The following is a 26,019-nucleotide window of genomic DNA, read 5'->3' on the forward strand; positions in this document are numbered from 1 at the left end:
TTACGCGATCAAACATTTTGGCCGTCACCTTCGTTCGTGGCTGTCATTTTGACCCCGTAGCCCCATAGCTTACGTGCATGTTTCAGCACCTCTTCACAATTAACAGTATCCAACTGAATGCCATTGCGCACCAAATGCGTCAGCTTCAACTCTCTGTCACCACGCAAGTCCACATCGGTTACCTGAATATCCGGTTCCAGATGGGCCAGGTTATAGGATTGGGCTAAATCACGGCGAATATCCCGATAGCCCGCCCGATTATGTATCTGGCTGACCAGTAGACTGGGATGTTTGGCGTCATTGGTAAGGGTGAAGAGTTTGAATTTGCGGATGAGGTGCGGAGACAGGAATTGCTGAATAAAACTCTCATCCCTGTAATTTGCCCAGGCATGCCGCAGCACCCCCCTCCAGTCAGGGTCTCCCGCAAAATCGGAGAACCATTCGCGATCTTCATCGGTTGGTGATTGGCATATCCGTCTGATATCCACCATCATTGCAAAGCCCAGCGCGTAGGGATTGATGCCCCCATATCTTGGATCGTCATACTCCGGTTGCAGCACAACATTGGTATGACTGTGCATCATTTCCATATATGCACCCTGCGTCAGCTGACCCCGCTCATGAAGCTTATTGATGATGTAGTAATGCACAAAAGTCGCGCAACCTTCATTCATCACCTTGGTCTGTTTTTGCGGGTACAGGTACTGCGCTAGGCAACGTACAATGCGCAGAATTTCGCGCTGCCACGACCGTAGGATCGGGCTGTTTTTCTCAAGGAAGTACAGAATGTTTTCCTGCGGCAAGTTCAGCTCTTTTTGTCGGGCACTGATCTGTGGGTCTTCATCCTCGCCGTCCTCGTCCTCATGACGCATTGTGCTGTCTGTCCACAAATCCAGCAAGCTCTGGCTACTTTCATACCCATCACGTACCCGCTGCATCGCCTGCCTCTCCGCAGCGGTGGGCTGCGGTGGGCGTCCATACCGAAACACCCCTTGTGCTTGCATCGCATGGGCGGCATCCAAAATCTCTTCAACTGCGTCCAGTCCGTAACGCTCTTCGCATGCAGAAATGTAGTTTTTTGCAAAAGCCAAGTAGTCATGGATCCCGGCCGCATCGGTCCATTGCAGAAACAGATAGTTGTTCTTAAAGAAATGGTTATGCCCAAAAGCCGCATGTGCCATCACCAGCGTCTGCATCGCCATGGTATTTTCTTCCATGTTGTAACTGATGCAGGGGTTTGAGTTTATGACGATCTCATAAGCCAGTCCCTGTCGACCCGTCCTATACAACGTATCATCGCGGACAAAATGTTTGCCGAATGACCAGTGTTGATACATCAGTGGCAGCCCCGCGCAGGAGTAGGCATCCAGCATTTGCTCGGACGAAATGATCTCTATCTGGTTTGGATAAATTTCCAGTCCCAGATCGTTCAGCGCGATGTCCTCAATCGCGTCGCGCGCCTTCTCCATCAGTTCAAATGTCCATTCTGGCCCGTCAAACAACACCTTGTTGGTGGTTTCAGCTGCCTGCATGCTGCGCCCCTTTTATTTTGGGTAAAAAGAACTCCCGGAATATTGGATAGATATGAGAGGGCAGCGAGACCCTCTGCATTTCAAAATGCTGAACTTTGCTTTTCACCTGTCTGTAGGCCTGCCAAAGATCTTCACCAGCTTCTGCATTGCTTAACAGCATGTCGGCGTCTTCATCGACGATTTCGACATAAGCATAAAACTGACAAACCGGCAGCAGGTCCTGTAACAGCAGAGTCTTGCACCGCTGCGAGTCATTGCCAAAGTTTTCCCCGTCTGACGCCTGGGCACCATAGATGTTCCACTCATCTGTCGGATAGCGGTCTGCAATAACCTCTTTCATTTTCTCCAACGCTGTTGAAACAATAGTCCCTCCGGTTTCGCGGGCATAGAAGAACGCCTCTTCGTCTACTTCCTGAGCGTGATGGGTGTGGCGAATAAACACAATCTCAGTCTGCTCATAGCCTCGTGTAAGAAACAGATGCAGCAGCAGGAAAAACCGCTTCGCCAGGTCTTTTTCACGCTCTTGCATAGAGCCGGAAACATCCATCAGGCAGAATACAACAGCCTTGGAGTTACGGATCTTTTCAGGAACATAGGTATCAAATCGTAAATCCAACGGATCGATGTATCCAACCACGCGGCGTTTACGTTCGATGCCTTCCAGACGCGCCTGCAACTCTTGCAACAGTTTCTGCTGCTTGGCCGTCAAAGGCTCTTTCATCTCCAGTTCTTCTATCTGGCTTTCTATCTGTTTCTGGGCCGCCATGGTTGGCCGCTGCAAGGCGATACGGCGCCCCAGAGAATTGCGCATGGTGCGAACTAAATTCAGGTTATTAGGGGATCCGGCCGTGGTCAGCCCAGCGCGGCGTGTACCAACAGTAAGCGTTTCAAAGGTGTTCTTTTCAACCAGATCCGGAAGTTCCAGCCCATCGAACAGGATCTCCAGGTATTCGTCCTGCGACAGGGTAAAGGAGAATTCATCCTCCCCCTCGCCATCTTCGGACGCCTTACTCCCGCCCTGCCCCGCCCCACCTTGAGGTCGCGGGATGGTGTCACCAACCACAAATTCCTTGTTGCCCGGCAACACATGGTGACGCAGACCACCTGTGGCAGAGTGGGCCAGGCGCGGCTCCTTTAACCCTTTGGCAGGGATAGTGACTTTTTCACCCTCATTCGGATCACCACTGTCCTGCTGCAAAGTTTTGCCGCGCACAGATCGGTCAACGCGCTCTTTGATGTTGTCGCGTGCCCGGCGTAGGAACCGTTGCCGGTTGCCAAGACTTTTACCCTTTGGGTTGCGGCGCCTGTCAATGAAGTGATGCATCTAGCCCGCCTTGTTCACCCGCATGTACCATTCAACCAGCCGCCGAACTTGACGGTCGGTGTAACCATGGCTTCGCATACGATCGACAAACTCAAGATGCTTGCCCTCAGTTTTACTGTCTTTTTTGCTGCCAAAACTGATCACCGGTAGCAGTTCTTCGACCTGTGAGAACATGTGGCGTTCAATTACGTCTCTTAGCTTTTCATAAGAGTTCCATGCCGGGTTACTGCCACTGTTCGCGCGATGACGCAGTGCAAACTTGACCACTTCGTTCCGGAAATCCTTAGGATTGGCGATACCCACGGGTTTCTCGATCTTGCTAAGCTCACTGTCCAAAACATCACGATCATACAACTGGCCTGTATCTGGATCCTTATAGTCCTGCTCTTCAATCCAGGCATCCGCATATGAAATGTAGCGATCAAACACGTTCTGCCCGTATTCGGAATAGCTCTCCAGATAGGCTTTTTGGATCTCGTTACCGATGAACTCTTCATAGCGAGGAGCCAGCTCAGTCTTGATGAACTCCAGATACAGCGTCTCGGTCTCTTGCGGGAACTGCTCACGCTTGATCATCTGTTCCAGAACAAACATCAGATGCACTGGATCCGCAGCCAGCTCTTCAGTGTCAAAATTAAACACCGAGCTCAGGACCTTAAATGCAAATCGGGTAGAAACCCCTGTCATGCCCTCATCAACGCCAGCCCGATCTTGATACTCCTGCACTGTCTTGGCTTTGGGGTCTGTATCTTTCAGGCTTTCGCCATCGTAGACCCTCATCTTAGAATAAAGATTGGAATTTTCATGTGGCTTCAAACGGGACAAGACTGAGAAGCGGCTGAGAATTTTCAACGTCTCCGGGGCACAGGGCGCAACTTTCAGCTCACTGTTGTCCAAGAGTTTTGCGTATATTTTCGCTTCTTCCGTAACGCGCAGGCAATAGGGCACTTTGACGATACTTACACGGTCAATAAAGGCCTCGTTGTTTTTGTTGTTCTTAAAGTTCTGCCATTCACTTTCATTTGAGTGCGCTAACACCAATCCGTTAAAGGGGATGGCACCAAAGCTCTCGGTGCCCATATAGTTGCCTTCTTGGGTGGCGGTCAGCAATGGATGCAACATCTTGATCGGAGCTTTGAACATTTCGACAAATTCCATCACCCCCTGCGTCGACCGGTTTAGCCCACCCGAAAAACTATAGGCGTCCGGGTTATCCTGGCTAAAGTGTTCCAGCATGCGAATGTCGACCTTCCCAACCAAGGTCGAAATATCCTGATTGTTCTCATCACCGGGCTCGACTTTGGCGACACAAATCCGACGCAGCCGCGAGGGATGTAGGCGCACCACCGAGAACCGGTTGATATCACCATCAAATTCATCCAGTCGCTGCACCGCCCAGGGTGACATCAACCCAGGAAGCCTGTGCAGGGCAACACCATATTCCTGCTCCAGTATTTTGCCCATACGAACCGGGTCAAACAGCCCCAGTGGTGATTCAAAAATCGGCGAAATTTTATCGCCAGCCTTTAGGACATAAATAGGCTCATCTTCAACCAGACGCTTCAGACGTTCCGCCAGAGAGGATTTGCCACCTCCAACCGGTCCTAGAAGATACAATATCTGCTTACGCTCTTCCAAACCCTGGGCTGCGTAGCGAAAAAAGCCCACGATGCGTTCTATGGTATCATCCATGCCATAGAAATCTTTGAATGCGGCATAGCGCTTGATAGTGCGGTTTTGAAAAATCGGACCCAACCGTGCGTCTTTGGATGTATCCACCAGCTCTTCCTGGCCAATAGCTTTCAACATCCGTTCCGCAACACTGGCATATAAGCCAGGGTCATCGCGGCACCCGTTCAAATAGTCCTGCAGTGACATTTCCTGTTCACGTGTTTCGCCGTACTGCTCGGCAAAAAGTTCGGCAAGGTCTTTCATTTGATACTAGCCTCCTAGATTGCGACCGCCCGTATGGGTTGAAACCCCCTTCTCGAACAATTGCACCCAGCTAGGGCAAAACTGTCCAAGTTGTTCTATAGTCTGAAACTATTCAGTGCCGGTGTCGGCAATCGACGAACCTAAGGTTGCGCAAAATGGCAGTGTTCAGCGTGCGAATTCGGTTTTCGTCATCACGATATTGCCTGTAACCATGCTCCAATTACGAAGACCATATTAACTAAAACTGGTGTAGTTTTGCTTAATTGCCATAAAGTTTTAATAGAACGATTGTTCACTATACAGAGAGCATTGCTGGCGCGGCATCGAGAACAACCAGCATTTATTGGCCGGTCTGCATCTTTGGCCGAAGGCTAACTGGCCCAATTCCAGCGCCCAATCCACATACACTGCACAGTTTCAGAGCCGCGCAAACATGTAGCAGCCCCAAACTCGGCACAATTTGCCCTTAATTGACGAGACCGTTAACCATTTGGTAACTTGTGAAGCAAACGAGTTACACATTCGACAAAGATCAATGAAGATGAGGCAAACAAGACACTACCTGGCCTAATTCCGGGTAGGAATATCCATTCAAACTATAGACAAATGACTTAAAATTGTCGCATGATACACCAAAATAGGCCGCAAAAGACGGTCGATGAGCGACAATACAATCAGGCACCTGCGTAGCTAAGCTACGGATAACAGGTAAATTAGCGAGCGGTAAAACTATGAGCACTGTCGGATACATCGTCCGTGATATGACGGGCACGAAACAGCACGGCAATTTCGCCGAAGGCACTCCCTCCACCATTGATACAGGTTTGTCAAAAGACATATCCCTGAATCTTGCCCCTTCGGATGTTGAAAGCTATGCGCGTCGCGGACAAGATCTGCACATCACGCTGGCCAACGGTGAAAGCCTTGTTCTGGACGGTTACTTCAACACATCGGCAACTGGCGGCAAGAACTTGTTCTTAAGCCAGGAAGGTGAATTTATCGAAGTGGTTCTGGAGGATCGCGCCGAGGGGATGCTGTTTGCATCTTATGAGTCGCTGGATCTGACCGGAAAATGGAGCGCCTACGACGAGATGGTGTTCCTTGACGTTGATCGCATCGAACCTGTTGTTGCCCCTCTGATTGCCGCGCCCTTTCTCGGTGGCGGCGTCGCAGCCGGAGCCGCAGTGGTTGGTGGCGCAGCTGTTCTAGGCGGCGGAGGAGGCGGCGGCGGAGGATCAACTGATACGACGCCACCTACAGTTGACATCACTGCGGGCACTCAATCCACTGGTCATGTTGTCAATGCCGACGACCATACCAACAATCCGACGATCACCGGCACGGGCGAGCCCGGCGCAACGGTTTCATTGGAAATTAACGGCACCACACGAACCACAACGGTCGCTAACGATGGTAGCTGGTCGGTTAGCTTTGACACCAGCGAGATCTCAACTGGTGAATATGACACCAACATTACCATTGTTACAACTGACGCGAGCGGCAACAGCACCACCACGACTGATGTACTGGAAGTCGACACCATTGCCCCGACGGCCTCAACCGACACAGTTGAAGGTGACGATGTTATCAACGCCGTAGAAGCCTCTGATGGTGTTGTACTGACGGGCACAGGTGAAGCTGGTGCCTCGATCGAGGTCACGTTCCAAGGTGAAACCCAGACGACCACTGTTGCCAGCGACGGCAGCTGGTCTGCCAGTTATGCAGCGTCAACCATCACTGCGGGCACCTACGACAGCACCATAACTGTAGTGTCGACAGATGCGGCCGGGAACAGCTCGACTTCGACACACACAGTCACAGTCGACACCACAACCAGCATTTCCATAGATTCACTATTGGCTGGCGACAACGTCATAAACGCAGCTGAACATAGCAGTGGCGTGACAGTGACAGGCACCGCCGAAGCGGGCTCAACTGTAGTTGTCACCCTAGGGTCGGTGACCCATACGGTTACCACAGACGCAAGCGGCAACTGGTCCTCGACATATTCCAGTGCCGAGATTCCAACCGGGACATATACGTCCACTTTAACCGCTGTTTCGACCGACCTGGCTGGCAACACAGCGACCACCACAGGATCAGTAGCCGTTGATACAGTCGCTCCGACCGCAACTGTGAATACCGTCGAAGGCAACGATGTCATCAATGCAGCCGAAGCCTCGAACGGAGTCCTGCTAACTGGCGCCGGCGAGCCTGGAGCGTCGATTGATGTGACATTCCAAGGTGTAACACAGTCTACGACAGTTGCAGCCAACGGGAGCTGGTCAGTCAATTATGCGGCATCCAGCGTTGCTGCAGGCACCTACGGCAGTGTTGTCTCTGTCGTCACCACAGATGCAGCTGGCAACAGTTCGACTACCACGCATAATGTTGCAGTAGATACCGAAACAAGTGTCACACTCGATGCTGCTGTTGCTGGTGACAACATCATTAATGGTTCCGAGCGTAGCAGCGGTGTGACCCTGACAGGAACCGCCGAGGCGGGTTCCTCTGTGATTGTAACCTTGGGCGCGGTCAGCCACACGGTGACTGCTGATGCCAGTGGCAATTGGTCCTCAGCATTTTCCAGTGCTGAAATCCCATCTGGCGACTACAATGCTACAATCTCTGCAGTTTCAACCGATCTGGCTGGCAATACCGCGACTGCAACTGGAAACGTTGCGATTGACACAAGCACTTTTGTCAGTATCGACGGCAACCAAGCTGGCGGAGACAACATCGTAAGTCTGGCCGAAGCACAGGCCGGTGTCACGTTGACAGGCGTTGCCGAACCTGGAGCCACGGTTATCGTAACGGTTGGTGGGGTCAATCGTACCGCAACAGTGGATGCCTCAGGAAACTGGTCTGCCTTGTTTGAATCCGGCGCGATTGCAACGGGCGAATACAGCACAACAGTTAGTGTGACCTCCACAGATTTGGCCGGAAACTCTCGGACGTCTACAGCACCTTTGACAGTTGACACGTTTGTCGACAACCCAGAGGTGACAACTGTGACGTTCAACGGCAGTGGCGATGTTCGCCGCATCAGCACCGAGGGCATTGGCGACACTTACACTGTACATAGTCTGGAAGCCGGAGGCGTTGTCGGCGTCCCAGCCGCAACGCAGGATCCACTTCTTCCGTCAGAAACCGAATTCACCTTTGGCACAGCTGTCTCAGATGGGACACATCTGGTGATCTCGGGCGCAGACGCTGTGGGCAACAGCGCGAGCACCCTATTGGTGCTCGAAGACAACGCAACAGAGGTCGGATCAACCGACCACACTGGTCTGTCGCAATTCAACGTCGATACTGTGAACCTCGATTATGCCGAGAACGTAAACCTCACCCTGACCGAAGCTGATATCAGAGCTCTGTCCAACAACTCTGATACCGTGACAATCCACGGCGGCACTGACGATACTGTCAATGTGTCTGGGGCGGTCGCCACTGGCGCGACACAGGTGCACAATGGTCAAGTCTACGATGTCTACACCATCGGCAGTGACGGCGCGACTTTGGTGATCGAAGACGACATCAACGTGATCATCTGATCATCCGACCCGGCGGCCCATTGCAGGCAGCCGGGTCCAACAAAAAACCCGAAAACAAACGGGCAAGAGGGCACAATGCACTTGGGACGACGTATCAGCGCGATTGCACTGCTATGCAGCCTGTCTGCTTGTGCAGACACATTGCCGTTCTTGAACAACTCGGCCACTGACACTGACACATCCCAACAAAGCAACTTTTCCCAACCGGAAGGGGATCAAAGCTCCGAGGTGATCGCCACCTTGCTAGAGCGCCGTTCCTTGCTGGAAGAAGGAAGTTCTTATGATACCGTCGGCACTGCGGCACTTGACGCGTCAGCGCGATCATCCGAAGCAGAACTGACAAGCGCAAAACTCCGGGCTGAAGCCAGCTTGAAAAACTGGCTTCCTACCCTTGGCCCCTCAGTCAGTCTGACCGATCTGGGAGACCTGGTGGCTGGGATTCTGATTGAACAGGTATTGTTCGACAACGGACGCCGTAAGGCCGAACGTGAATTTGCAGCCGCAGACGTTGAAGTCGCGGCCGTAAACCTGTCAATCGACATGAACAATAGGGTTGAAACCGCAGTAGCGCTTTATGTATCAGCCCTACGTGGTGACGAGAAAGCAGCTTTGGGCAGTCGTGCCTTGGGCAGAATGCAAGAGTTTGAACGGGTCGTCCGTGGCCGTGTCGAAGGCGGCGTATCAGACGGCGCAGACCTAAGGGTGGTTCAAAGCAAAATAGATGGCATCCGATCAGCGCGTGCAACAGCAAATGACGCGGCAACGACTTCACGCGCCGAGCTCAAGGCGCTGACCGGACAAGAGTTCGACATCGCACCCACCCATTTATCGCTGGGCACACCCGCCGAAGGCTCTCATTTCTTGACTGTTCTAAAGGCCAGCGCAGAAGCGACCCGTGCGGTCGCCCAAACCAAAGTTGAGCGCTCCGGGCTGCTGCCTCAGGTGGCGGCTGCGGGAAGTGTCACCTCTGACGGTTCTGGTGCGGGACTGACACTGGATATGCCGACGCCACTTGGTTTTGGCACTCCGGCCCTTCTGAAAGCCATTGAATCGGCTCGTGAAACTGCCCAAAGGCAGGTCGCAGAGGCGGAAGAAGACGCACGCCGCAACTATAGCCGCCAGACCCAGAGACTGGCGTCATACCGTCGGCAAGAAGCCGAGGCCGCCTCCCTAGCCCGCACCAGCCGCGAGACTTATCAGCTGTTCCAAGCACAGTTTGATGCTGGACAGCGCTCTGTTCTGGATGTGGTCTCAATTTATGAAGAATGGGTACAGCGCGAACATGCCCATATCGATGCCAAATACGAAGTCGTGCTGATCCAACTGGCACTTGCCCGGGATCTTGGCATTTTGGCGGACGGAGATGCAATTTGACCCAGTTTGAGGATCAAAAACCGCCTGCCAAAAGCAAGGCCAGAAGCAACAGCGCAGGTGTTGTGAAGATGACCAAGGCGGTGACCCTGACAATGGGCCACTCCAAACCACCAGCATCTGACCAAGCTATTGCCAATCCACAGTCGCAGGTCTCAGTGCAGCCCCCTGCCCCGGTTTACAACAATAGTGACAGTCAGGAAGTCAACGCCCTGATCGAGGGCACAGCTGCCCGCATCGAACACCGCGCCACTCTTATTTCTACCTTTGCGGGCCTGAAAGGCACCGAGGTGCCTGTCAGCGATTTGAGCGAATATCTGTGGACGCACAGCCCCGGCGAAGAAGTCACTCTTGATCTGCTGGCCGATGCCCTGGAAACCACAGGCATTCTTCCCAAGATCAGCCACAATGCCCAGGTTCGTCCTGAGACATGGCCGGCGCTGACAATGATGCGCGGAGGTCAATGTGTTTTGGTGTTGTCGCAGAACGGTGACACTCTCTCTATCTTTGACACCACCTGCCCGGACAACCGCGCTGAAGTTCCAGTGAGTGAATTTGCGCCGGTTTTTAGCGGAACCACACTAACCGGGCGCGCCTCGCTGAAGCAAATGGCAGCACGCCATACGCCCAAACTGGCCAATGATCACTGGTTCTGGGGCGAGTTCCCAAAATATCGCCGCCAAGTCGGTGAAATCATGCTGGGATCACTAGTGTCCAACCTGTTGGCGGTCTCTGTCGCCTTATTCTCCTTGCAGGTCTATGACCGGGTGATCCCGCACCAGTCTCAGGCGACATTGTGGGTCCTAGCGATGGGTGCACTTCTCGCCATCGGTCTAGAGGCGATGTTGAAGCTGGCACGCGCGCGATTGACAGACGCGGCTGGTCGACAGATCGAATTGTCGGTGCAACGCAACCTGATGCAGCGTCTCATCGGGATGCGTTCGGATAAAAAGCCGCTCCCGCCTTCGGGTTTGTTTGCCGCGATGCGGGATTTTGGCTCGGTGCGCGAGTTCTTTACGTCCTCCACCATCGCCACCCTGGCTGACGTGCCTTTTGTTGCCGTATTCTTGCTGCTTGTCGCTTCAATTGCCGGGCCGATTGTCTGGGTCATTGTATTGGGCGGCATACTGATGCTGTTACCCGCCTATTTCATGCAGAAACGCATGATTGCCTTAACCCGCCAAACCCAGGGTGCAAATGCCAAAGCCGGACGTCTGCTGCACGAGGTGGTGAGCGAACTGGACACCCTGAAAACGCAACGCGGTGAAGAGCGTATGTTGCGGATCTGGGATGAGCTGAATGCACTGTCATCGCAGTCCTCAACTGAACAGCGTCGCCTGTCTAGTGCCCTGACGTATTGGTCGCAGGGCATTCAGCAGGTTACTTATGTTGCGGCGGTGGTGCTTGGCACATTCATGGTGTTTGCCGGTGAGTTCACAGTAGGAACCATAATCGCCACCGGGATCTTGACCAGCCGCACCCTGGCTCCGCTGACCCAATTTGCTGGTACAATGGCCCGCTGGACCAATGTCAAAGCTGCACTCGAGGCATTAGACGCCATTGCGCTGGCACCGCAGGAAAAAGAGGCAAATCGGTCCTATTTGCGCCGCCAGACGCTGCAGGGGCGGTTTGATCTGCGCGAAGTTGAATACCGTTATGAAGAGGATGGCGCTCCAACTTTGGATGTCGCTGGCATCGCTATTACCCCAGGCCAGCGCATCGCGGTGCTGGGGGCCAATGGCTCAGGTAAGTCAACACTGCTAAAGGTACTCTCGGGCCTGTATAGCCCCGATCGAGGTCGAGTGATGATAGATGGCACCGACATGGCCCAGATCGACCCCCGCGATTTGCGCCGAAATGTCGGGTATCTCAGCCAAGAAGTTCGGCTGTTCACTGGCTCGCTACGTGACAACTTGAATTTAAACCAGCTGGAACGCAACGACGAGCGACTGCTACACGCGCTGGAGTTTGCCGGCCTTGGGGCCTATGTGCGCGGCCACCACAAAGGGCTTGACCTGCAGATCAGTGATGGCGGCGAAGGGCTGTCTATAGGGCAACGGCAATCCATCGGCTGGGCGCGGCTGTGGCTGCAAGACCCATCCGTTGTGCTCCTGGACGAACCCACCGCCGCGTTGGATCAAACGCTTGAACGCACTTTGGTCAGTCGGCTCGAGACATGGCTACAGGGTCGCACAGCCGTGATTGCCACCCACCGGATGCCAATCCTGTCACTGACCAACCGGACCTTGATCCTGCAAGCGGGCCGCATGGTTGTGGATGGACCGCGTGATCAGGTCCTGGCTCATCTGGCTGCCGGGGAAGGTAAATGAGCGAAGCCGAAGAGGATCTAGCCGCATCGACGCGCGGTGCCAGCCGGATCATCTATCTTGTCGGGCTCGCTCTGGTTCTCTTTCTGGTGTGGGCCGCAATTGCCTGGGTTGATGAGATTGTACGCGCTGATGGCGAAGTTGTCTCTTCGTCGCGTGCTCAGATTGTACAAAACCTTGAAGGTGGTATCCTCGCCGAGCTTAATGTTCATCAGGGCGATACAGTGGCAGCCGGTCAGGTCCTCGCCAAGCTACAAGATACCAAGTTTCGGGCCGCGAAAGACGACCTGCAAGACCAGATCGACGCACTTGAAATCCGTCGCCTGCGCCTCGAGGCCGAGATGGAGGGCGCATATGATTTTATGGTCCCCGAAGAACTGGCGAAACGATCCGCCCAGACACTGTCATCGGAACGGGCATTGCTAAACGCACGCCAAACCAATTTTGCAGGCCGCCGCGATGGCGCCCGCGAGATTATGGATCAGTTGCAAGACGAGCTGACCAATATGGAACAGCTATACAAGAAGAAGATCGTCGCCCTGATCGAAGTGAACAAAGCCAAACAAGCTGTCAGCGACGCGCGTCTGAAGTACAACGAAATCGGAACTCAGGCTGGCTTGGAATTAGCCGAGGAGTATTCACAAACACTGCAGGATCTGACCTCGCGCAGGCAGGACCTGCGGCTGGCACAGGATCAACTAAACCGGACTGTGATTACCTCACCTATGGCTGGCATCGTTAACAGTCTTGCTATCACAACGATTGGCGGTGTCATTCGCCCGGGCGAAGAAATTCTGGAAATCATTCCAATGGGCGAAGAGCTGTTTGTCGAAGCGCGCGTAAAGCCGGAGAACATCGCTAGTGTCGAACCCGGTCAGGACGCGACGATAAAACTGTCGGCCTATGACTACACAATCTACGGCACCCTCAAAGGCAAAGTGGATTTTGTATCGGCTGATACGTTTGAAGATGAACGCAACCCTCGAGCTCCGCCCTATTACCGCGTGACTGTCAGGGTTGATAGATCAGGTTTGACCGAGAGACAGCAAGACATCGAGATCCGCCCGGGCATGCGAGCGACGGCCGAACTTCAAACCGGTTCAAAGACCATCCTGCAATACCTGCTCAAACCGCTTTACAAATCCCGCGAGGCATTTCGGGAACCCTAAAAGCACCAACGGCTTGCATCCCCCAGGATACAAGCCGCTGTTGGTGTTAGCGCAGATCGACAACGTTGCCCGGTGGGTTAGCCCGCCCGGCGGATCAGCAGCTGTACAGCTTGGTCAAGTGTCGTCCCAATAGACACTCGTCTGTTCCCCATCGCCGCCTTGGCTGACACAACCGAGACGACCCTTGGTGCCTGTCCAGGTGTCACCGCTAGCACCGGCGCACCGGAGGCTCCAAATTCAACCCGGCAAGACATAACCAAGGTCTCACTCTGGCGTGCAAGCACATGGCAGGGCTGTTCCAGGCTCGGTTTGGTAGCTTGCAGGTGGGTATAGGACAGCACCCCCACCGCATCGCCCCTCTGAGGAGCAGCAGCCATGGCAAAAGGCTGGATTTCACTTCCACTTATTGGCCGGTCCAGTCGAAGGACGGCGATATCATGCCCAATCTGCGACTGCCCTTGGCGCCGAAACTGATACTTAGGGTGCACAGCAACCTTGGTAACCGTTCTAGCAGCTTTTATCCTTCGACCATTTAGGCCCGCCTCAAATCTGATCGACGTTGGTTTGATTGCCCGGCCAGAATGCTGATCATAAACGCAATGCGCCGCTGTCAGCACAAGGTTCGGCGCAATCAATGCACCGGTACACATACTTCGCCCAGCAATGTTCAGCCGACCTACGGCCTCCCATCCCGGTACGGATCTGACGCTTACAGACGGATCACCCGCCGTCGCGCCTTGCGGCAATGCCCACATAAGGCAAACCGCGACCACTCCAAAAAATAGTCTCATCATCCACTCCAAATTCCCACGTCGTCATCGTCATTCAGGCGTGCGGCTGGAATGAGGCCCAATGTTGCAAAGCATGGACTAATTCATGGACAGATTGTGACAGTCTTAACAATTTACTAACCCCCCAGGTTATTGTTTCCCAACATGCCAGTAAAACATGGGAATTACACAGGGTTTCGGTAACATTCGTTAACTTTTTTTCTAAATTACTAATAAAACATGAGTTTATTTCTTAAGCCACCACCCCCGATTGTTAGGGTTTGGCACGGTCTTGGTAACAATTTGGCGATTCGAATCCTCTGCTTCACCGTAAATTTGGGCAGCATCTCCCTTATTGAGCCAAGATTTGGTCCAAAATCGGAGTTCAAAAACCTTAACGAAGGCCCCAATCTGTTAATGAGGCACACGCGGCCTTTTAGGATGAGAACAAACACAACAGGGCTCAGCCCAAGATGTGCTCATTCATGAGGCCGCAAAATGTTGCATTAGCAGAGCTATAGATGGTGCAACCCTTCTGTTTTCAGGTCGAATTGGGAATTTCCCTGTTCAAGCCCAAACCCCGCACCATTTTGTTTCTCCGACAGTCGCGGCCTGGGCACAATTTCAAACAATGGAAAACCGGTCCGTTTTCGGCTATGCTCTTGGTCTGGGAGATGCGCATGACACAACGACTTGCCGCCGTTCTTGCTGCCGATATGGTTGGTTATAGCCGCCTTATGCAGGCCGATGAAGCGGGTACCATTGCCCGACTGCGCACCCATAGGCTGGAACTGGTCGACCCAACCATCCTCGAAAACCGTGGTCACATCATCAAAACTACCGGGGACGGTATGCTGGTTGAGTTCTCCAGTGTCGTTGATGCGGTGCAATGTGCCGTCAAAATTCAAACCATCATGAAGCGTCGAAATCGGGATGTGGCGCAGGACCAACGCATTGAATTTCGTATCGGTATCAATCTGGGTGATATTGTTTTCGAAGAGGGTGATATTTTTGGCGACGGCGTAAACATTGCCGCCCGCCTGGAACAACTGGCCGGGACAGGTCAGGTCTGTGTATCTGGCGCAGTGCACGATCAAGTGTCGGGCCGACTTGGGGTTTTCTTTCAAGATCTTGGTGAGCAACACCTGAAAAACATGAAGCGTCCGGTCCAAGCTTATCAGGTCAAACTCGACATCCAGCAAGCTAGTGACCCTCTCCATGAGGAGCCACAGCCAATCGCCACCAGTAGTGCTATCAAACCAACAATTGCGGTGTTGCCCTTTGACAATCTAAGCGGAGATCCTGAACAAGAGTTCTTTGTTGATGGTTTGACCGAAGATATCCTGACTGAACTGAGCCGCCGACATGAACTGTTTGTAATCTCTCGCAATTCGACCTTTGTCTACAAAGGTCAGGCAGTGAACCTGCGCGATGTGGGCGAGAAGCTGGGCGCGCAGTATTTGGTTGAGGGCAGTGTTCGCAAGTCTGGCCAGCGGCTACGGGTGACAGTGCAGTTGATAGACACTGCAAATGACGCCCATATCTGGGCCGAGAAATACGACCGGACCCTTGATGACATTTTTGCCATTCAGGACGAAATCACCGCAGCCATTGTGGCAACACTCCCAGGTCGGATCGAAGCCTTGCAGCAGGATCAGGCCGCGCGCAAAAAACCAGGGAGCCTCGCGGCCTATGAGTGCATGTTGATGGCCAAAGTCCTGCACCACCGCAGCTGTCAGGAGGACAACGCCAAGGCACTTGATCTGGTCAACCGCGCCATTGCACTGGATCCAGAATATGCCCATGCCCATGTCTGGCGCGCCTGCATTCTGGCACAAGGCTGGGGCTATGGATGGTGCGAGGACAAAGACGCGACCTTTGCCTTGGTGCAAGAGTCCAGTCAACGCGCAGCCCAATTCGACGACAACGATGCAGACATTCACCGCGTACTGGCGGCAATCGACATCATGCATCACAAGTTCACCCGGTCCCTGTACCATCAAGAGCGGGCATTGGAGCTGAATCCAAATTATGATCTGGTGGTCGTGCAGATGGGTGAGCTGTATACTTGGACCGGAAGCGCCGCCAAAGGGGTGGAATGGATCACCAAAGCCATGCGCTTAAATCCACATCATCCCCTACGGTTCTGGAGCCATCTGGGCAAAGCGCATTTCACTAACAAAGACTATCGCGCGGCGCTTGCCGCTTTTGACCATCTACCCACCCTGGATGCCGCACAGCATGCTTTTGTGGCTGCCTGCCATGGTTGGTTAAGCGATCCGCAATCAGCAGCAACACAACTTGAGCAGTTGCTAGAGCTAGATCCAAACTTCGGCATGGAAGAGCTGCAGGCCACCCTGCATTACCAAGATGAGGCCGACCTAGAGCACATATGTACGGGCTTGCAAAAGGCAGGTTGGAAGGAATGCACTACGAGCCAAAACAGTGATCAGCTCCAGCCCACATGACCCGGCCCGCGCGGCAAAGATCGGAATTTATACGATAAATTAATTGGGCAAAACTGGATTTCGCATCCTCCCCTCCTATCCTTATCTCCAATTGTCGATTGCCTAGGCGTTTCAATCGCCACCAGTCGACGCGGACAGGCGGGATATTTCCGATATGGTCATTGCGATTGTTCTGGTTCTTATAGTTGTGGGTTCGGTAGCCTTTCACATGCTCAGCCCGTGGTGGTGGACCCCCATTGCATCAAATTGGGGCTATATCGATACCACTCTGGTCGTCACCTTTTGGATCACCGGCATCGTCTTTGTAATGGTAGTGCTGTTTTTGGCCTACTGTGTCTTTGCCTTTCGCCATCGCGAAGGTCACAAGGCAATATTCGATCCCGAGAACAAGCGGCTAGAAGTCTGGCTGACCGTCATCACCGCCATCGGTGTCGCAGCCCTGTTGGTGCCAGGACTATTCGTGTGGAAGCAATTTGTCACCGTACCGGACAACGCCACCGAGGTTGAGGTCGTAGCCCAACAATGGAGCTGGAACTATCGGCTTCCCGGAGAGGATGGCCGACTTGGCACCTCGGCGGTGGAACATATCAGTGACGAAAACCCGCTGGGCATCAATCCCTTTGATCGCTTTGGCAAGGATGACGTGATCATCGAAGGCGGAGAACTGTATCTGCCCAAGGGACAGCCGGTGAAGATGCTGCTGCGGTCGATTGACGTGCTTCACAATTACTACGTGCCCGAGTTCCGCGCCAAAATGGACATGGTTCCCGGCATGGTCACCTTTTATTGGTTCACACCCACCCGGATCGGAGAGTTCGAGGTCTTATGTGCCGAGTTCTGCGGCACCGCTCATGGGTTTATGCGTGGCGACGTCTATGTGGTGAGCCCCGAGGACTATCAGGAGTGGCTAACGGAACAGGACACCTTCGCTGATTATGCTGCAGCCACAGAACCCGAACAGGACACCCAAATTGCACAGAACAGCCAGCCCTAAAGTCGCGGGGCAGATAAGGACATAGAACCATCACCGCCGCAGGTGAGGACACACAGGAGGAACAGAATGGCCGACCTGCCCCATGACACGGACCCTCAACTGCCGCCGGCCGAGGTTGCGGATGTTATGCCGCCCCACGCGCACAGTTGGTGGAGCCACTATGTCTTCTCGCAGGATGCCAAATACATCGCCATCCAATATTCCGGCACTGCAATCGCCATTGGGCTGGTTGGGCTGGTGTTAAGCTGGCTGATGCGATTGCAACTTGGGTTTCCCGGCATTTTCGACTTCATCACCCCGGATGCCTATTACCAGTTCATCACCATGCACGGCATGATCATGGTGGTATACCTGCTAACTGCGGTGTTTCTGGGCGGGTTTGGCAATTACCTGATCCCATTGATGGTAGGCGCCCGCGACATGGTGTTTCCCTTCGTCAATATGCTGAGCTTCTGGATCTATCTGCTGGCGGTGCTGGTGCTGGTCGCCAGCTTCTTTGCCCCAGGTGGTCCAACCGGCGCAGGCTGGACACTGTACCCGCCACAAGCGATCCTGTCCGGCACGCCGGGCGGCGCGCAGTCCGGGATTATCCTGATGCTGGTGTCGCTGATCCTGTTCATCATCGGTTTTACCATGGGCGGGTTGAACTATGTGGTCACGGTGCTGCAGGCCCGCACCCGTGGCATGACCATGATGCGGTTGCCGCTGACCGTCTGGGGTATTTTCACCGCAACGGTGATGGCCTTGCTGGCCTTTCCCGCCCTACTGGTCGCTGCCATCATGATGTTGTTTGACCGACTGCTGGGCACCTCGTTCTTTATGCCCGCCCTGGTCGAGCTGGGTGAGACGCTGAGCTACGGCGGCGGCAGTCCCATCGCATTCCAGCACTTGTTCTGGTTTTTTGGCCACCCCGAGGTTTATATCGTTGCCCTGCCCGCCTTTGGCATTGTGTCGGATCTGCTTGCGGTGCATGCGCGTAAAAATGTCTTTGGCTACCGCATGATGGTCTGGGCCATCGTCGGTATTGGCGCGCTCAGCTTTATCGTTTGGGCACACCATATGTATGTCAGCGGCATGCACCCCTATTTTGGGTTCTTCTTTGCCACCACCACGCTGATCATTGCGGTACCAACGGCGATCAAAGTCTATAACTGGGTGCTGACCCTGTGGAAGGGCGACATCCACCTGACCCTACCCATGCTCTTTGCGCTGGGGTTCATTGTCACCTTTGTCAACGGCGGGCTGACGGGTCTGTTCCTGGGCAATGTGGTTGTAGATGTGCCGCTGTCGGACACCATGTTTGTGGTGGCGCATTTCCATATGGTGATGGGGGTCGCGCCGATCATGGTGATCCTGGGCGCGATCTATCATTGGTACCCGTTGATGACCGGTCGGATGTTGAACCAGGCCATGGGGCATTTCCATTTCTGGATCACCTTTATTGGGGCCTATGCCATCTTCTTCCCGATGCACTACGTTGGGCTGGTTGGTGTGCCGCGGCGGTATTACGAGATTGGCGAGCCTGCCTTTATGACCACACCAGTTGAAGGCCTGAACGCCTTTATCACTGTGGCGGCACTGACGGTTGGCGCAGCGCAGATGGTGTTCCTGTTCAACCTGTACTGGAGCAGCCGCCATGGTCGCGTGGCAGGGTCCAATCCCTGGAAAGCAACGACACTGGAATGGCTAACCCCTGTGGTGCCGCCAGAACATGGCAACTGGGGCGACGATCTGCCGCTGGTCTATCGCTGGGCTTATGATTATAGCCTGCCCGGCGCGCCCGAGGATTACATCGTTCAGACCGATCCCGGACCTAAAACCCCGGCGGCGGGGCCGCTATGACGGTCATCCTGACCTTTTTGGCGACGATTGCCGGGATTGCCGGGTGGTGGCTGTCACGACAGGGATTGATGTCAAAACCCTGGCTGGAATCCGTTGGTCCAGTGCCACAAACCGATCCATCGCATCCGCCGCCGTATCGGCTGGGGACTGCGGTGTTACTGGCGGTGATCGGCGGATTGTTTGCCATGCTTGGCAGCGCCTTTGTCATGCAGATCGACGAGACTCCCTGGCAATTGGCCCCGCTGCCCGATCTGATTTGGCTCAACACCGGCCTGCTGGTGCTGAGCAGCTTGGCCCTGCATTTTGCATCCCGCGACGAGGGCCAAGGCAGACAGATCTGGTTGGTCGTTGGCAGTGTGACAGCAGTCGGGTTCCTACTGGGGCAGCTACAGATTTGGACCACGCTGACCCAGAACGGCTATGAATTGTCCGGCGCGCCCGCTGCCAGTTTTTTCTATCTGATCACTGGGTTACACGGACTGCATATACTGGGCGGGCTGGTTGCCTTGGCCTGGGTCTGGCTAAGGCTGTCCCCAACCGACGAGCGCACGGACGGCGAAGCCCCCATCGGCTTATGCGCCTTGTACTGGCATGGGTTGCTGGTGATCTGGCTGCTGCTTTTGGCCCTGTTGTTGGGGCTTGGAAATGAATTTCTGGCGCTGTGCCGCAGCGTTTTGACCTGAGGAGGAGATCCTGATGCAGGAGGCACCCCTGAAACCACCCTCAAACCCGCCAACACCGGGACTGCAGGGGTTTGTTGAGGACTGGAGCTCGGATCAGCGGGCGTTCAAAAAAGTGTCCTGGGGCAAAGCGATGATGTGGATTTTTCTGCTGAGCGATACCTTTGTTTTTGGCTGTTTTCTGGTCGCCTATATGATTGCACGCAGTTCAACCGTGACAGAATGGCCCAACGCCAGCGAGGTCTTTGCCCTGCATATCGGAGGGGTGGAACTGCCCTTGATCCTGATTGCTATCATGACCTTTGTGCTGATCACATCGTCAGGCACCATGGCGATGGCAGTGAACTGCGCCTACAGTCGCGCGCGTAAACCCACCGCATTGCTGATGGTTCTGACCGCCGCACTGGGGGCGGGTTTTGTTGGCATGCAGGTGTTTGAGTGGTCAAAACTGATCCATGAAGGCGTGCGGCCCTGGGGTAATCCCTTTGGTGCAGAACAGTTTGGCGCCAGCTTTTTCATGATCACCGGCTTTCACGGCACCCACGTTTCGATTGGGGTGATCTTCTTGCTGATTGTAGCACGCAAAGTCTGGAAAGGTGAATTTGACCGTGATGAGCGCACCTGGATGTGCAGCGGCAAGGGCGACTACGAAGCGGTCGAGATCATGGGCCTGTACTGGCACTTTGTTGATCTGGTCTGGGTGTTCATCTTTGCATTTTTCTATCTGTGGTAGGGGGTCGACATGTCGCAATCCGAGGATCATGAAGAACATCAACAACATCCGCTGAAGCTCTATTTCGCGTGTTGGATCTTGCTGTTTGTCCTGAGCGCGGGATCTTACTTTGTCGATTATGTGCAGCTGCAGGGGTTATTACGCTGGAGCTTAATCCTGATCTTCATGATGCTAAAAGCCGGGCTGATCGTGGCCGTGTTCATGCACATGGCTTGGGAACGCTTGGCGCTGAGCTATGCCGTTGTGCTGCCACCGATCGCTATTTTGATGTTCATGGTGATCATGATGTTTGAATCCGACTACACGGCGCTGACCCGGATGGAGGAATTCAGCCCTTAGGATCTATGGCTACAGATCCGTCTATCCGAACCAAACGGCGGTATAGGTGCCAGGTCGTGTGCCCCAAAACAGGTAGGGCCACAATCAACCCTGCCAGTGCCGGCAGGCTACCCAGTATCAGGATCAGCGCAACGCAAACTCCCCAGCCAAGCACAGGCAACGGGTTCTTCAATGTAGCCAGAAGCGACACAGCAACCGCAGTTCTAAGGCTCACATGTTGATCCAGCAGCAGCGGGAATGCGACGACAGTTGTCCCCAACGCAGTAAGCGCAAAACAAAACCCAATCAAATGACCGAGGATCAGCAAACGCCAACCCCTGCCCGTCCCTATTACGTCGGCCAGCAATGCCAGTGGTCCAGAAGGGGCGCTGCTGCTTCCAAACAGCGATAGATACAACCATTCAGCTGTCAGCAACCAAGCAAAGAATAGCACCAGCAGCCATAGTGCCAGCATTCCAATGGTTGGAAACGCAGGCGAGCGCAGGGCGCTGAACCAATGTTGCCACTCGATTTCCAACCCCAACTCTCGGCGACGGCTGATTTCGTACAGGCCCAATGCTGCAACCGGCCCAAGCAAGGCAAACCCAGCCAACAGCGGATAGATCAAATGCCATGCGTTTCCTTGTGATGCCCAGAGAAACAAAGCCAACCCAATCACCGGGTAGATCAACAGAGCAAAAAAGTAATGCGAGGGCTTCTCGAGGAAGTCCTGCAATCCACAGCTCAGCACCTCTGGGATGTCATGCAGCCCAATCCTGCACACAGAAATTATGGTACCTTTGCGGTGCATTGCGTCGGTGGGTTGAGAGAGTGTCATCTGGCCTCCTGTCAGGTCGGGCAGAAACAACCCTCCTGACAAATTCAACTGGGCCACATGGGGACGGAGTCAAACAACAGGCCCGCAAATTGCGAGCCTGTTGGGTCATCTTATCTGTTGCTGTTTTCAGTTCACCTAAAGTCAGGCCCGGCGCAAGGAATGCTCTGGCTCTACAAATGGATCTGGTACAGCACCCTCGTCGCCCATCTCGAACCTGGTCACGATGCCCGACAAGTTCTGCGCCTCCCGCTGAAGCATCTGGCTCGAGGCAGAGGCCTCTTCAGCCATAGCAGTGTTTTGCTGTGTCACAGCATCCAACTGCTGCATCGCACCGTTGATGTTCTCTAGCCCCGTGGATTGCGACCGGACACCATCCGAAATTTCGGTAACCAGATCCGAAACGGAGGTCACCTGAGTGATGATGCTAGACAAAGCCTCTCCGGCACGACCAACCATCTCGACCCCATGCGAGACATGTTCCTCGCTGGCATTTGTCAGTTCCTTGATCTGACCCGCTGCCGTCGAAGCGCGCAACGCCAGTGCCCGTACTTCGGACGCCACCACCGCAAAACCACTGCCGGCACTCCCGGCCCGGGCCGCTTCTACACCCGCGTTCAGGGCCAACAGATTGGTCTGGAAAGCGATGTCATCGATCATACTGATGATTTTTGAAATCTCATTGGATGCGTCCTGAATTTTGTCCATCGCTTCAACCGCCGAAGTCACCACCACATTGCTCTTTTCGGCTTCTGCACGCGCACTTTGCATGGTCTCATCCACTCGTGTGGCACGATCGGCTGTAGCCTTGACCCCATCAGAAAGATCATGGATCGCATTTGCCGTTTCTTCCAATGTGACAGCTGCGCTTTCGGTGCGGTGCGCCATATCCGTCGCAGCAGATCGCTGTTCCGCCGAATAGCTGTCAACGTTTTGAGAGGCGTTCACAACGCTCGACATCGACTCACGTAGGTTGACCAGACTGTGGTTAAAGTTTTCTCTCAGGGTTTCATAATTCGACACAAACGGGGTCTCGATATCGCAGGCCAGATTGCCGCGCTCCAACTCCGACAGGGCTCCACTCATCGTCTCAACAACATATGCAGTTTTTCTGGCGGCCGCGGCTTCGCGTTCTGATGCTATGTCGGCTTGTTTCAACCGGTCGCGAAAATCCGCCATACTGCGCGACAGATCGCCAAGCTCATCGCCCCGTTCCCGTCCGGATATTTCGATTTCATAGTCCCCTTCGGCCAAAGCATTGGTAACGCCGCGAAGACCCTGGATCGGTTTTGTAACCCGGCTTGCGGCAACCCAAGATACGATTGTGGCAATGACAACTGCGGCGGCAATCATGCCGATGGCGACTAAGCGCATTTCTCGCACCACAGCAAAGGCGGCACTTCGATCTGTTTCCATTACCAGTGACCAAGAGTAGCCAGGAATGTCCAACGGCTTAACCAAGGCAATCGCTTCTTGCCCATTGGCTCCGGTCACACTCTCAAAAAGTGCCTCCTCCCGAGCGATGGCAGCTTGTATATGCGCAGCTTCAGGGAGGGGGTCTGATACATTAAACAGGCCTTCAGTAATCGAAGGACTACGCGCCAACCCATCTTCACTGATCAAAAAGATGTTTTGATGAACTTCGCTTTCTAGGTTCCCAGCCAGTGCATTAACAACTCGCTCACTGGACAGCTGAACAGCCAAGACACCAACAACAACTTTCTTTTTGCTCAAGATTTGTATGGCTAAGAATGCCCCCGGTGCCCCACCAGTCACATCATACGCAGCGAAATCAGACGTGATGATATCCCCTGGTGCTGCCAGAAGGGTCGCTTGGAACACCTGACCCAGACCAGATTCTGCGTTTGGTCCAGTTGAGAAATCCTGCGCAAAGTCATCCCGTTTGTTCACCGTATACAACAGGCGGCCCTCGGTGTTCAGCAGGTAGATATCCTCATACCCGTTCAAACGTAGCGAGCGCAGAAAGGTTGGGTGATAGCTGTTGTGTGCCTGGCTATAATATTCCCCGTCACCCGGATCGACCAACTCGGCCCGTTGGTCCTCAGCGTTTGGATTGTTGGTGATATACGTACGCGTCAAATACCCGACAGGCTCTTCTTCGATCATTTTGTAGACACGGTCAAAATTGCTGATGGCCCGGAACGTCGTCGGCTGATCCGCATTCATCACCAAGTCGCGGCGCACCGCATCTATCAGTGTACTCAACGCCTGTTGGCCTGCATTGGTTGCCGTTTCATGAGACAAATACGCATTCTGCCGAATGTTCTGCTCGGCCATTCTGTAAACTAGGAATGATACAGTAACCAAAAAGGTTGCGGTCAAGGCAACCATGATCAACGGCAGCTTAAGTGTAAGCGACAACTTGGGGGCCTTGAGCATTCGTAATGTCTCCTAAAAATTTCCCCCGCACCAACGGATGTGAGAGTCACACAATCGGTACGCTCAAGAACCCTGCCATTTCTTTAATGATAAAAATTTCGGAAATTCAGAATTGGCGAAATTGACGACAGCCAAACCTCGAAACAGAGGTAAGTTCAACGTACGACTACACTTAAGGTTGCAATTCAAACCGATCCGCGTCGTAAAAAGCCGTTACAAAACACCCACCTATTAGTGCGTAAAACGCACTACCGATTTTCCAGATCACTTCAGATTTGCTCGTAATGAGGGAAAAGCGGATCACAACGAAAAAAATGCTCAGTGCCCGCGAAAACAATCAGGGTGGGCGGTTCCCACTTTCAATTGCGGCCCTAGCTCTACCTTTTCGAAGTATGCAGGCCAACTAACGGGGAACCATACAAAATGGGCAACGCTCCAATTTGAGAGCATTGCCCAACTTCAATGTCAGTATTCGATAGCCGAATAAGATTTTAGTCCAGATCGCGACCTTCTGTATCGGACATGTCGAACCCTAAGTGGCGAGCAACAGTAAAGACGTCCTTGTCGCCGCGGCCACACATGTTCATTACGATAATATGGTCCTTAGGCAGGTCCGGTGCGATCTTCATCACATGCGCCAAGGCATGGCTTGGCTCCAGCGCGGGAATGATGCCTTCCAGCGCACAGCTCAACTGAAAAGCCTCTAGCGCTTCAACGTCTGTGATCGACACATACTCGGCACGTTTGGTGTCATGCAGCCAGGAATGCTCTGGCCCGATGCCTGGGTAATCAAGACCAGCCGAAATTGAAAACCCTTCCATGATCTGCCCATCTTCGTCCTGCAGCAAATAGGTGCGATTGCCGTGCAACACTCCGGGACGACCGCCAGTCAGCGAGGCACAATGCTGCATGTCGTCGTTGACACCCTTGCCGCCAGCTTCAACACCAATGATCCGGACCGACTTGTCGTCGAGGAACGGATGAAACAGGCCGATGGCGTTTGAGCCACCACCAATGGCGGCAATCACGGTGTCCGGCAGACGACCTTCGCCTTCCTGCTCGGCCAACTGCCAACGGACCTCTTTGCCGATGATCGACTGGAAATCACGCACCATCGCGGGATAGGGATGTGGCCCCGCCGCCGTACCAATACAGTAGAATGTATCTGCAACGTTGGTCACCCAATCACGCAGGGCGTCGTTCATCGCGTCCTTCAAAGTACCACGGCCTGAGGTCACCGGGATCACTTCGGCACCCAACAGGCGCATGCGGAATACATTGGGGGCCTGACGCTGTACATCGTGCGCGCCCATGTAGACGATACATTTCAAGCCAAACTTGGCACAGACGGTGGCAGTTGCAACGCCGTGCTGCCCGGCACCGGTTTCAGCAATGATCCGCGTCTTACCCATGCGTCGTGCCAGAATAATCTGACCCAGTACATTGTTCACTTTATGCGCACCGGTGTGGTTCAACTCGTCGCGCTTCATATAGATCTTGGCACCGCCAAGATGCTCAGTCAGCCGCTCAGCATGGTACAGAGGGCTTGGACGACCAACATAGTGCGTCCACAGATCCTTCATTTCAGCCCAGAAACTGTCGTCATCCTTGGCCCGGTTGTATTCTTCTTCAAGGCTCAGGATCAGCGGCATCAGCGTTTCAGATACAAACCGCCCGCCAAAGATACCAAAACGACCCTGTTCATCAGGTCCGTTCATGAAGCTGTTAAAAAGATCTTCGGCCATGGTTTCTTCCTTCTTCGCGTCG

The 26,019-nt window shown here is 53.9% G+C and carries 17 protein-coding genes; 10 read left to right on the forward strand and 7 right to left on the reverse strand.

Annotated elements, in window-relative coordinates; translation table 11 throughout:
- Positions 1-8 precede the first annotated feature (8 nt).
- Genes GO984_RS03765 through GO984_RS03775 form a run of 3 tightly spaced genes read right to left on the reverse strand, consistent with a single transcriptional unit; the run spans position 9 to position 4,791 of the window.
- Positions 9-1,532 carry a SpoVR family protein gene (locus GO984_RS03765; protein ID WP_157021253.1) on the reverse strand — a complete coding sequence of 508 codons (1,524 nt, stop codon included), beginning with the start codon at positions 1,530-1,532 and terminating at the stop codon, positions 9-11.
- Positions 1,519-2,856 (reverse strand): YeaH/YhbH family protein, encoded by a 1,338-nt coding sequence (locus GO984_RS03770; RefSeq protein WP_157021254.1) that lies wholly within the window; start codon positions 2,854-2,856, stop codon positions 1,519-1,521. The genes GO984_RS03765 and GO984_RS03770 overlap by 14 nt, the downstream gene beginning before the upstream one ends.
- Entirely contained in the window at positions 2,857-4,791 is a 1,935-nt protein-coding gene (locus GO984_RS03775; protein ID WP_138161565.1) for a PrkA family serine protein kinase, read from the reverse strand.
- A gap of 731 nt (positions 4,792-5,522) precedes the next feature.
- Here GO984_RS03775 and GO984_RS03780 point away from each other — a divergent pair.
- From GO984_RS03780 to GO984_RS03795, 4 genes are all read left to right on the forward strand, one after another.
- Positions 5,523-8,345, forward strand: a complete 2,823-nt coding sequence (locus GO984_RS03780) for an Ig-like domain-containing protein (protein ID WP_157021255.1) — start codon at positions 5,523-5,525, stop codon at positions 8,343-8,345.
- 75 nt (positions 8,346-8,420) lie between these two features.
- Positions 8,421-9,719, forward strand: a complete 1,299-nt coding sequence (locus GO984_RS03785) for a TolC family protein (protein ID WP_157021256.1) — start codon at positions 8,421-8,423, stop codon at positions 9,717-9,719.
- A gap of 92 nt (positions 9,720-9,811) precedes the next feature.
- Positions 9,812-12,046, forward strand: a complete 2,235-nt coding sequence (locus GO984_RS03790; protein ID WP_425339639.1) for an ATP-binding cassette domain-containing protein — start codon at positions 9,812-9,814, stop codon at positions 12,044-12,046.
- Positions 12,043-13,212, forward strand: coding sequence for an HlyD family type I secretion periplasmic adaptor subunit (locus GO984_RS03795; RefSeq protein WP_157021257.1), 1,170 nt, complete (start codon positions 12,043-12,045; stop codon positions 13,210-13,212). Before GO984_RS03790 ends, GO984_RS03795 begins: the two co-directional genes overlap by 4 nt.
- A gap of 77 nt (positions 13,213-13,289) precedes the next feature.
- Here GO984_RS03795 and GO984_RS03800 read toward each other — a convergent pair whose 3' ends face one another.
- On the reverse strand, positions 13,290-14,003 hold the full coding sequence (locus GO984_RS03800; protein WP_157021828.1) for a trypsin-like serine peptidase: 714 nt from the start codon (positions 14,001-14,003) through the stop codon (positions 13,290-13,292).
- Between the two features lie 659 nt (positions 14,004-14,662).
- Between GO984_RS03800 and GO984_RS03805 the strand changes: the two genes are divergently transcribed.
- The 6 genes from GO984_RS03805 to GO984_RS03830 all read left to right on the forward strand — a co-directional run bounded on the left by GO984_RS03805 (position 14,663) and on the right by GO984_RS03830 (position 21,038).
- A complete protein-coding gene (locus tag GO984_RS03805) occupies positions 14,663-16,450 on the forward strand; it encodes an adenylate/guanylate cyclase domain-containing protein (RefSeq protein WP_157021258.1) in 1,788 nt (595 codons plus the stop codon).
- Between the two features lie 154 nt (positions 16,451-16,604).
- Complete coding sequence (locus GO984_RS03810) at positions 16,605-17,444, forward strand: cytochrome c oxidase subunit II (RefSeq protein WP_157021259.1); 840 nt, start codon at positions 16,605-16,607, stop codon at positions 17,442-17,444.
- Between the two features lie 66 nt (positions 17,445-17,510).
- Positions 17,511-19,286 (forward strand): cbb3-type cytochrome c oxidase subunit I, encoded by a 1,776-nt coding sequence (locus GO984_RS03815; protein WP_157021260.1) that lies wholly within the window; start codon positions 17,511-17,513, stop codon positions 19,284-19,286.
- Entirely contained in the window at positions 19,283-19,969 is a 687-nt protein-coding gene (locus GO984_RS03820; protein WP_157021261.1) for a cytochrome c oxidase subunit 3, read from the forward strand. The genes GO984_RS03815 and GO984_RS03820 overlap by 4 nt, the downstream gene beginning before the upstream one ends.
- 13 nt (positions 19,970-19,982) lie before the next feature.
- Positions 19,983-20,699: a heme-copper oxidase subunit III family protein gene (locus GO984_RS03825; protein ID WP_157021262.1), complete on the forward strand. Its 717-nt coding sequence runs from the start codon at positions 19,983-19,985 to the stop codon at positions 20,697-20,699.
- Between the two features lie 9 nt (positions 20,700-20,708).
- Positions 20,709-21,038, forward strand: coding sequence for a cytochrome C oxidase subunit IV family protein (locus GO984_RS03830; RefSeq protein ID WP_157021263.1), 330 nt, complete (start codon positions 20,709-20,711; stop codon positions 21,036-21,038).
- Here GO984_RS03830 and GO984_RS03835 read toward each other — a convergent pair.
- From GO984_RS03835 to trpB, 3 genes are all read right to left on the reverse strand, one after another.
- Positions 21,028-21,855, reverse strand: a complete 828-nt coding sequence (locus GO984_RS03835; RefSeq protein ID WP_157021264.1) for a DUF2189 domain-containing protein — start codon at positions 21,853-21,855, stop codon at positions 21,028-21,030. The genes GO984_RS03830 and GO984_RS03835 overlap by 11 nt on opposite strands.
- 141 nt (positions 21,856-21,996) lie before the next feature.
- Positions 21,997-24,252, reverse strand: coding sequence for a methyl-accepting chemotaxis protein (locus GO984_RS03840; RefSeq protein ID WP_157021265.1), 2,256 nt, complete (start codon positions 24,250-24,252; stop codon positions 21,997-21,999).
- A 491-nt stretch (positions 24,253-24,743) separates the two neighbouring features.
- On the reverse strand, positions 24,744-25,997 hold the full coding sequence (gene trpB / locus GO984_RS03845) for a tryptophan synthase subunit beta (protein ID WP_157021266.1): 1,254 nt from the start codon (positions 25,995-25,997) through the stop codon (positions 24,744-24,746).
- Positions 25,998-26,019 lie beyond the last annotated feature (22 nt).

Source organism: Parasedimentitalea huanghaiensis, from assembly GCF_009753675.1.
Classification (GTDB): domain Bacteria; phylum Pseudomonadota; class Alphaproteobacteria; order Rhodobacterales; family Rhodobacteraceae; genus Parasedimentitalea; species Parasedimentitalea huanghaiensis.

Excerpts from the sequence above, each read along its gene's own strand:
- GO984_RS03765 (WP_157021253.1), bottom strand. The coding sequence starts at position 1,532 with ATGCAGGCAGCTGAAACCACCAACAAGGTGTTGTTTGACGGGCCAGAA.
- GO984_RS03775 (WP_138161565.1), bottom strand. The coding sequence starts at position 4,791 with ATGAAAGACCTTGCCGAACTTTTTGCCGAGCAGTACGGCGAAACACGT.
- GO984_RS03780 (WP_157021255.1), top strand. The coding sequence starts at position 5,523 with ATGAGCACTGTCGGATACATCGTCCGTGATATGACGGGCACGAAACAG.
- GO984_RS03805 (WP_157021258.1), top strand. The coding sequence starts at position 14,663 with ATGACACAACGACTTGCCGCCGTTCTTGCTGCCGATATGGTTGGTTAT.
- GO984_RS03810 (WP_157021259.1), top strand. The coding sequence starts at position 16,605 with ATGGTCATTGCGATTGTTCTGGTTCTTATAGTTGTGGGTTCGGTAGCC.
- GO984_RS03795 (WP_157021257.1), top strand. The coding sequence starts at position 12,043 with ATGAGCGAAGCCGAAGAGGATCTAGCCGCATCGACGCGCGGTGCCAGC.
- GO984_RS03770 (WP_157021254.1), bottom strand. The coding sequence starts at position 2,856 with ATGCATCACTTCATTGACAGGCGCCGCAACCCAAAGGGTAAAAGTCTT.
- trpB (WP_157021266.1), bottom strand. The coding sequence starts at position 25,997 with ATGGCCGAAGATCTTTTTAACAGCTTCATGAACGGACCTGATGAACAG.
- GO984_RS03815 (WP_157021260.1), top strand. The coding sequence starts at position 17,511 with ATGGCCGACCTGCCCCATGACACGGACCCTCAACTGCCGCCGGCCGAG.
- GO984_RS03840 (WP_157021265.1), bottom strand. The coding sequence starts at position 24,252 with ATGCTCAAGGCCCCCAAGTTGTCGCTTACACTTAAGCTGCCGTTGATC.
- GO984_RS03800 (WP_157021828.1), bottom strand. The coding sequence starts at position 14,003 with ATGAGACTATTTTTTGGAGTGGTCGCGGTTTGCCTTATGTGGGCATTG.
- GO984_RS03790 (WP_425339639.1), top strand. The coding sequence starts at position 9,812 with ATGGGCCACTCCAAACCACCAGCATCTGACCAAGCTATTGCCAATCCA.
- GO984_RS03835 (WP_157021264.1), bottom strand. The coding sequence starts at position 21,855 with ATGACACTCTCTCAACCCACCGACGCAATGCACCGCAAAGGTACCATA.
- GO984_RS03785 (WP_157021256.1), top strand. The coding sequence starts at position 8,421 with ATGCACTTGGGACGACGTATCAGCGCGATTGCACTGCTATGCAGCCTG.
- GO984_RS03820 (WP_157021261.1), top strand. The coding sequence starts at position 19,283 with ATGACGGTCATCCTGACCTTTTTGGCGACGATTGCCGGGATTGCCGGG.
- GO984_RS03825 (WP_157021262.1), top strand. The coding sequence starts at position 19,983 with ATGCAGGAGGCACCCCTGAAACCACCCTCAAACCCGCCAACACCGGGA.
- GO984_RS03830 (WP_157021263.1), top strand. The coding sequence starts at position 20,709 with ATGTCGCAATCCGAGGATCATGAAGAACATCAACAACATCCGCTGAAG.